This window comes from Bradyrhizobium genosp. SA-3 (genome assembly GCF_004212635.1).
Classification (GTDB): domain Bacteria; phylum Pseudomonadota; class Alphaproteobacteria; order Rhizobiales; family Xanthobacteraceae; genus Bradyrhizobium.
The window spans coordinates 48650-55559 of the sequence record NZ_PSRT01000050.1; the positions used below are offsets into that span (position 1 = coordinate 48650).

Consider the following 6910-nt stretch of genomic DNA (forward strand, 5'->3'; position numbering starts at 1 on the left):
CATGATGCTGGAAGGATGGCGCTGGTACGGGCCGGATGATCCGGTCTCGCTCGACGATGTCAGGCAGGCCGGCGCGACGGACATTGTCTCCGCGCTGCATCAGGTGCCGATCGGGGAAGGCTGGACGCGCAAGGCGGTCGAGGAGCGCAAGAATTTCATCGAGCACGGCCAGCCGGGTCGTTCGCAACTGACCTGGTCGGTGGTAGAATCGATTCCGATCCCCGACGACGTCAAGCGGCTCGGGGGCAAGGCGACGAAGTCGATCGAGGCGTGGATCGCGAGCCTGGAAGCGGTGGCCGCCGCCGGCATCAAGATCATCTGCTACAATTTCATGCCTGTCGTCGACTGGTGCCGCACCGATCTGGAATGGGAGCTGCCGAACGGCGCCCGCGCCATGCGCTTCGACCAGGACCGCTTTGCCGCCTTCGAGCTGCATATCCTCAAGCGCCCGGCGGCCGTGCAGGAGTATTCGCCGGAGCAGCAGGCGCGCGCGAAACAGCTGTTCGACCAGATGAGCCAGGCCGATATCGACTATCTCGTGATGGTCATTGCCAGCGCTCTGCCGGGCTCGACCACCGAGCCGATGACCATCCCGCAATTCCGCGACCGGCTGGAAACCTATCGCGACATCACGCCGGCGATCCTGCGGCAGCATCTCGCCGAATTCCTGGGCCGGGTCGCGCCGGTCGCCGAGCAGCTCGGCGTATCGCTGACGCTGCATCCGGATGATCCGCCGCGCCCGCTGTTCGGCCTGCCGCGCGTTGCCTCGACGGCCGAGGATTACCAGGCGCTGTTCGACGCCGTGCCGTCCAAGGCCAACGGCATCTGCCTGTGCACGGGCTCACTCGGCGTGCGCGCCGAGAACAATCTGCCTGAAATGGCAGAGCGCTTTGGCCCTCGCATCGCCTTTGCCCATCTGCGCGCGACCAAGCGCGAGGCCGACGGCCTGTCGTTCTACGAGTCCGACCATCTCGACGGCGACGTCGACATGGTCGCAGTGCTCAAGGCGCTGTTGAAGGAGAATGCGCGGCGTTCCCGAGACAAGAGAATCGTGTTCCGTCCCGATCACGGCCACCGCATGCTCGACGATCTCGCCGCCACCAAGCGCACCAATCCCGGCTACACCGCGATCGGCCGCCTGCGCGGCCTCGCCGAACTCCGCGGCGCCATCCGCGCGATCGAGCATCGGTAGGACCAAAGCTCTATCCACATCGTCATTGCGAGCGTAGCGAAGCAATCCAGAATCCCTCCGCGGAAAGACTCTGGATTGCTTCGCTACGCTCGCAATGACGTGGAGGGAGTGGTGCCTCACCCTAACGCCTGCTCAATAGCACGCCGCCATCGCGCCGAGTTTCGGATAGAGCCGGTCAATCGCGGCGATCTCGCTTTTCATCTGCGCGATGATCCAGTCGCGGATCTCGGCGGCGATGGGGCGCATCGGCCGGTTGCGCGGCGGCAGGAATTCGCAGACGCGGCGCGTGGTGGTGAGGGTGTCGGAGGCCGGCACCAGCGCGCCGGTGAGAAGCCAGTGCGAGGCCACCGTCAGCCAGCCGAGCGCGATACCCTGGCCGAGCAGCGCGGCCTGCACCACGACGGCATAGTCGGTGAAGCTCAGCGCCTTGGCCGCGCCGCGGCGCCCGGTGAGGAGCGATGCGTAATCGGCGGCCCAATCGCCCGGCGTCTCGGCAAGGCGGATGATGGTGTTGCCTTCAGTGGGATCGGTCTCGCCGAGATAGCCGGGGCTGCACATCGGCAGCATGACTTCCTTCATGATCAGCGTGCCGCCGGACGGCGGCTCATCGCGATCGCGAAAGCGCATGCCGAGATCGACATTCTCCACCGGCCCGCGCAGCGCGCCGGAGATCAGCTGGAAGCGGAGATCGACTTGCGGAAACTGCTTCTGGAGCTTGTCGATGCGCGGCATCAGCCAATGCGTGGTGAAGGCGGAGGAGACTGACAGCGTCACCGTCTCGGTGCCCTTGCGCCGCCGTTCGATCTCCACGAGGCCGCTCTCGATGCTGCGAAAGCCTTCAAGCACGCGGCGATACAAGAACTCGCCTTCCTCGGTGAGCACCGCGCGTCCGGCCGTGCGATCGAACAGGCGAACGCCGAGATGCTCCTCGAACTGGCCGAGCATCCGGCTCACCGCCGGCTGCGTGACGTTCAATTCTGCGGCCGCCGCGGTGAAGCTGCCGTTGCGCGCCGCCGCGTCGAAGACGAACAGGGCGTTACTGGACGGCAGCATGCGGCGCAGCTCTGGCATAACGTCATGTTATGAGCCGCGTGAGAATTTGGCAATTGCCGAGTTTTGCCAAGTCTGGTGTCATCGGCATGACAGCCCAAAAGACAGGGCCTGTGGAGGAAGATTTGGTGCGGTGCACGCTTCGTCCGTGAGTGCTCGAAATCCCTGTCTATAAAGCAGGCTTATGGCGCGCAGTGAGGCACGCCATCACACGGACGTGGCGAGGGTCGATCGTTGGACAAGCGAGCGGAAAGCGTCGAGATCAGGTCCGCGAGCAAGACGTACGGCGCGGTTCGCGCGCTCGACGACGTGTCCCTCAATGTCGGCGCCGGCGAGTTCGTCTCGCTGCTCGGTCCGTCCGGTTCCGGCAAGACCACGCTGCTCGGCATTTTGGGCGGCTTCATCCTGCCATCGAGCGGAACAATTCTCTTCGGCGGCCGCGACGTCACCTGGATGCCGCCGCACAAGCGCGATCTCGGCGTCGTGTTCCAGAACTATGCGCTGTTCCCGCATATGAGCGTCGGCGAGAACGTCGCCTTTCCCTTGCGCGCGCGCCGGCTGCCGAAAGCGAGCTGGCCTGACAAGGTACGCGCGGCGCTCGCTATGGTCGGCCTCGCCGGCTACGAGGCGCGCGGCATCGCGCAGCTCTCCGGCGGCCAGCGCCAGCGCGTGGCGCTGGCCCGCGCCATGATCTTCGAGCCGCGGCTGATCCTGATGGACGAGCCGCTCTCCGCGCTCGACAAGCAGCTGCGCGAATCCATGCAGATCGAGCTGCGCGCGCTGCACAAGCGCATCGGCGCCACCATCATCTACGTCACCCATGATCAGCGTGAGGCGCTGACCATGAGCGATCGGGTCGCCGTGATGAAGGACGGCAGGCTGATCCAAATCGACGTGCCCGAGCGGCTGCACGATCATCCCGCAAATTCCTTTGTCGCGAGCTTCATCGGGGAAGCGACGATGCTGCCCGTTCGCCGTGTCGATGCGGCCTGCGTCGCGCTCGGCAACGCGCTGCTGCGCAGCGCCCGCGCCATTCCGGACGGCGATGCGCTGATGCTCGCCGTGCACAGCGAAAAACTGCTGATCGACGACGGCGTGCAGGATGCCGCCTGCAACCGGCTGACCGGCACGGTCACCGATATCGTCTATCAGGGTGAGAGCCTGCGTGTCTTCCTGGCGCTCGAAGGCGGCATCGCGCTCAGCCTGCGCCAGCCGAGCTACCATCAGGCCTACAGCCGCATTCCGCCGCTCGGCGGCAGTCTCACCGTCACCCTTCACCCCGAGGACACCATCGTGGTGCCCAGGGTGGACTGAAGCCTTGTTGCAACCTGAGAGAAGAAACTGATATGTCGACCCAAGCCGCGTTCAGCAATTTCAAGGTTCTCACCTTCGACGTCGTCGGCACCTTGATCGACTTCGAGACCGGCGTGCTCGCCGCGGTGCGCAGGATCTCGGGCAAGACGCCAGCCGAGCTCAGCGACGACCAGATCTTCGAATCCTACAAGCGCGGTCGTGACAAGCATTACGAGCGCTCGAGCGAGGTGATGTTCCACGTCTACCGCTATCTCGCCAAGGAGCTCGGGCTGCCGGCCGACGATGCGTCCTGCGACGTGTTCCAGCTCGCCGTGCTGCGCTGGGGGCCGTTCCCGGACTCGGTCGAGGCGCTCAAGCGCCTGCGCACCAAATTCCGGCTGGTCGCGATGACCAATGCCGACCGCGTTGCGCTCTCTTGTTACGCGCATGCGCTCGGCAATCCCTTCGACGACACGGTCTGCGCCGACGAGACCGGCGTGGCCAAGCCGAACCCGGAATTCTTCGCCTACAACAAGGGTCGCCAGTCCGCCTTCGGCTACAAGCAGTCCGACATCCTGCACGTTGCGCAGAGCCAGTACCACGACATCGGGATCGCGCGGAAGCTCGGCTACAAGGTGTGCTGGATCGAGCGCCGCCAGGGCATCGCCGGCTTCGGCGGCACGCCCGCGGTGGAGACGCTGACCAAGCCGGACTTCCATTATCCGACGCTGAAGGCGCTCGCCGACGCCGCCATCGGCCCGGCGGCCTGAGTCCGTGAGCGCGGGCATGACACGGGACTGGAGCGCGCTGCCATCAGCCAATTCGCTGTGGGCGGCCACGGCCGAGCCGGCGCGCGAGTTTCCGGTCCTGTCGGGCGAGCAACAGGCGGATGTGGTGATCATCGGCGCGGGCTACACCGGACTCTCTGCTGCGCACCACATCGCCAAGAGCGGCCTGTCGCCCGTCGTGCTCGAAGCTAACCGCCCCGGCTGGGGTGCGAGCGGCCGCAATGGCGGGGTCATCACCGCAAAATTCCGCCTCTCGTTCCGCGAGATCGATGCCGTGCACGGACGCGCCATGGCGCGGCGCATGTACGAGATCGCGCATGAATCGACCGACATGGTCGAAGAGCTCGTCTCCGAGTTCGGCATCACCAGCGCCCAGCTGACGCGCACCGGCCAGGTCAAGGCGGCGCATAACGAGACGACGCTGAAGGCCGCGATCGACGAAGCCAACTGGATGACGCGCGAGATGGGCGATGCGGAGGTCCGCATCCTCGACAAGCGCGGCGTGCGCGACGAGACCGGCTCCGACATCTTTGTCGGCGGCGTGCTCAATCCCGGCTCGGGCGGCATTCATCCGCTGAACTATCTGCGCGGCCTTGCCGACGGTGTCGCGCGCCGCGGCGTTGCCATCTTTCAGGAGTCGCCGGTGCTCAAACTCCGGCGGGAGAATGGCGGCATCGTCGCCGAGACGCCGAAAGGCGCGGTGCGGGCGAAGCAGGCGATCATCGCCACCAACAGCTATTCGGATCTGACCGATGCCACCGCGCAGATGCAGCGCACGTTGATCCCGTTCCGCAGCGCCATCATCGCCACCGACAAGCTGCCGCGCAATCTCGCCGGCAAGCTGATGCCGACGGGGCGCACCTACACCGAGACCAAGCGCATGATGCGCTGGTTCCGCATGGTCGACAATCGCGTGATCTTCGGCGGCCGCGGCGCCTTTGGCAAGCAGGACTCCGAACCGGCGTTCGATGCGTTGCGCAAGGCGATGGTCGGCATCTTCCCCGATCTTGCCGATATCCCGCTCGCCTATAAATGGTCGGGCCTCGTCGCGATGACGCTGGACCAGGTGCCGCATATCGGCCGGCTCGACGACCGCACGCTGGTCTCGATGGGCTACAACGGCGCCGGGGTCGCAATGTCGAGCCTGATGGGCCGCTATCTCGCCGCCTTCGTGCGCGGCGAGACGCCCGAGGTCGGCCTGCTCGATATCAGGCGCATGAAAGCAATTCCGTTCTATCCGCTGCGCGAGCCCGCCGTGCGCATGGTCGCCGGCTGGTACCAGTTTCTCGATGCGATCGGTCAGTGAGATCACTTTGACGATGGAGGAGGCGAGGATGAATATGAAGCGCACCATTGGATTGGGCTGCGCGCTGTTGGGCGCAGTCGGATTGACCACCGCGGCTGATGCCGCAGAACAAATCACCTTCGTCTCGCAGGGCGGTGCCTATCAGCAGGCCCAGACGGTGGCGATCCTCGATCCCTCCGCCAAGAAGCTCGGCATCACCATCAACCAGGACTCCATTCCCGACGCCTGGCCCGCGATCAAGACCCAGGTCGGCAGCGGCAAGCCGATCTGGGATGTCGTCGACACACCGACAGGCTATTGCCTGCGCGGCGGCGAGCAGGGGCTGATCGAGAAGCTCGACTTCTCCAAGATCCCGAACGCCGCGGCGATGCCTGAGGCCTATCGCAGCCCCTATTCGGTGTCTTACGAATTCTATTCCAGCGTGCTGGCCTACAGCCAGAAGACGTTCCCGAAGGATGCGCCGAACAGCTGGGCGGATTTCTGGGACGTCAAGAAATTTCCCGGCCGCCGGGCGCTGCGCAACCATCCAATCGCAACGCTCGAGGCGGCGCTGATGGCGGACGGCGTTACGCCCGACAAGCTCTATCCGCTCGACGTCGACCGCGCCTTCAAGAAGCTGGAAGAGATCAAGCCGCACATCACGGTGTGGTGGACCTCGGGCGCGCAATCGGCGCAGCTCCTCAATGACGGTGAGGTCGACATGGAGATGGCCTGGAACGGCCGCGTCAGCGCGGTCGCCAAGGAAGGCGCCAAGGTGGCCTTCACCTACAACCAGGGCATCCTGCAGAGCACTTCGCTCTGCATCCTCAAGGGGGCGCCGAATCTCGCTACCGCGGTCAAGTTCCTCAACGAGGCCGTCGATCCCGTGCACCAGGCCAACCTGCCGCTCCACATCGACTACGGCCCCGGTAATCCGAAGGCGTTCGAGACCAGCGTGATCAAGCCCGAGCGCGCGGCGCAATTGCCGAGCGAGCCGGCCAACGCGGCCAAGCAGGCGCTGATGTCCTACGCCTGGTGGTCCTCGCCCGCGGGCGAAGCGGCCGAGAAGCGCTGGGCGTCGTTCATGCAGAAGTGAGACGAGAGAAGAGATGCGCCGCAGGAGCATCGGCACAGACGCTGCGCTCCCTCCCCCGCTTGCGGGGGAGGGTTGGGGAGAGGGTGTCTCCGCAATGAACGCTCCCCAACAGGAGAAAGCCCTCACCCGCCGCGCTCTTCGAGCGCGTCGACCTCTCCCGCAAGCGAGAGCTTTGCATAATCGGCGAATCTGCGATTCCCTAGAGC

General features: G+C 65.4%; 6 protein-coding genes. 5 read left to right on the forward strand and 1 reads right to left on the reverse strand.

Going from position 1 to position 6910, the window contains the following annotated elements:
- The first annotated feature begins 1 nt into the window (after position 1).
- Entirely contained in the window at positions 2-1192 is a 1191-nt protein-coding gene (gene uxuA, locus CWO91_RS19095; protein ID WP_130215269.1) for a mannonate dehydratase, read from the forward strand.
- A 132-nt stretch (positions 1193-1324) separates the two neighbouring features.
- Here the strand turns inward: uxuA and CWO91_RS19100 are convergent, their stop codons facing one another.
- Positions 1325-2263 carry a LysR family transcriptional regulator gene (locus CWO91_RS19100; protein WP_130215271.1) on the reverse strand — a complete coding sequence of 313 codons (939 nt, stop codon included), beginning with the start codon at positions 2261-2263 and terminating at the stop codon, positions 1325-1327.
- A 213-nt stretch (positions 2264-2476) separates the two neighbouring features.
- Between CWO91_RS19100 and CWO91_RS19105 the strand changes: the two genes are divergently transcribed.
- The 4 genes from CWO91_RS19105 to CWO91_RS19120 are packed head-to-tail and all read left to right on the forward strand — an operon-like array spanning position 2477 to position 6704.
- Positions 2477-3556 carry an ABC transporter ATP-binding protein gene (locus CWO91_RS19105; protein WP_091879785.1) on the forward strand — a complete coding sequence of 360 codons (1080 nt, stop codon included), beginning with the start codon at positions 2477-2479 and terminating at the stop codon, positions 3554-3556.
- Between the two features lie 32 nt (positions 3557-3588).
- Complete coding sequence (locus CWO91_RS19110) at positions 3589-4305, forward strand: HAD family hydrolase (RefSeq protein ID WP_130215273.1); 717 nt, start codon at positions 3589-3591, stop codon at positions 4303-4305.
- Positions 4306-4321: 16 nt separating this feature from the next.
- A complete protein-coding gene (locus tag CWO91_RS19115) occupies positions 4322-5629 on the forward strand; it encodes an NAD(P)/FAD-dependent oxidoreductase (RefSeq protein WP_165405545.1) in 1308 nt (435 codons plus the stop codon).
- Positions 5630-5657: 28 nt separating this feature from the next.
- On the forward strand, positions 5658-6704 hold the full coding sequence (locus CWO91_RS19120) for an ABC transporter substrate-binding protein (protein ID WP_165405546.1): 1047 nt from the start codon (positions 5658-5660) through the stop codon (positions 6702-6704).
- The last annotated feature ends 206 nt before the right edge of the window (positions 6705-6910 follow it).

Bases quoted from the DNA above. Each gene is read 5' to 3' on its own strand.
- uxuA (WP_130215269.1), top strand. From the start codon at position 2: ATGATGCTGGAAGGATGGCGCTGGTACGGGCCGGATGATCCGGTCTCG.
- CWO91_RS19100 (WP_130215271.1), bottom strand. From the start codon at position 2,263: ATGCCAGAGCTGCGCCGCATGCTGCCGTCCAGTAACGCCCTGTTCGTC.
- CWO91_RS19110 (WP_130215273.1), top strand. From the start codon at position 3,589: ATGTCGACCCAAGCCGCGTTCAGCAATTTCAAGGTTCTCACCTTCGAC.
- CWO91_RS19115 (WP_165405545.1), top strand. From the start codon at position 4,322: ATGACACGGGACTGGAGCGCGCTGCCATCAGCCAATTCGCTGTGGGCG.
- CWO91_RS19120 (WP_165405546.1), top strand. From the start codon at position 5,658: ATGAATATGAAGCGCACCATTGGATTGGGCTGCGCGCTGTTGGGCGCA.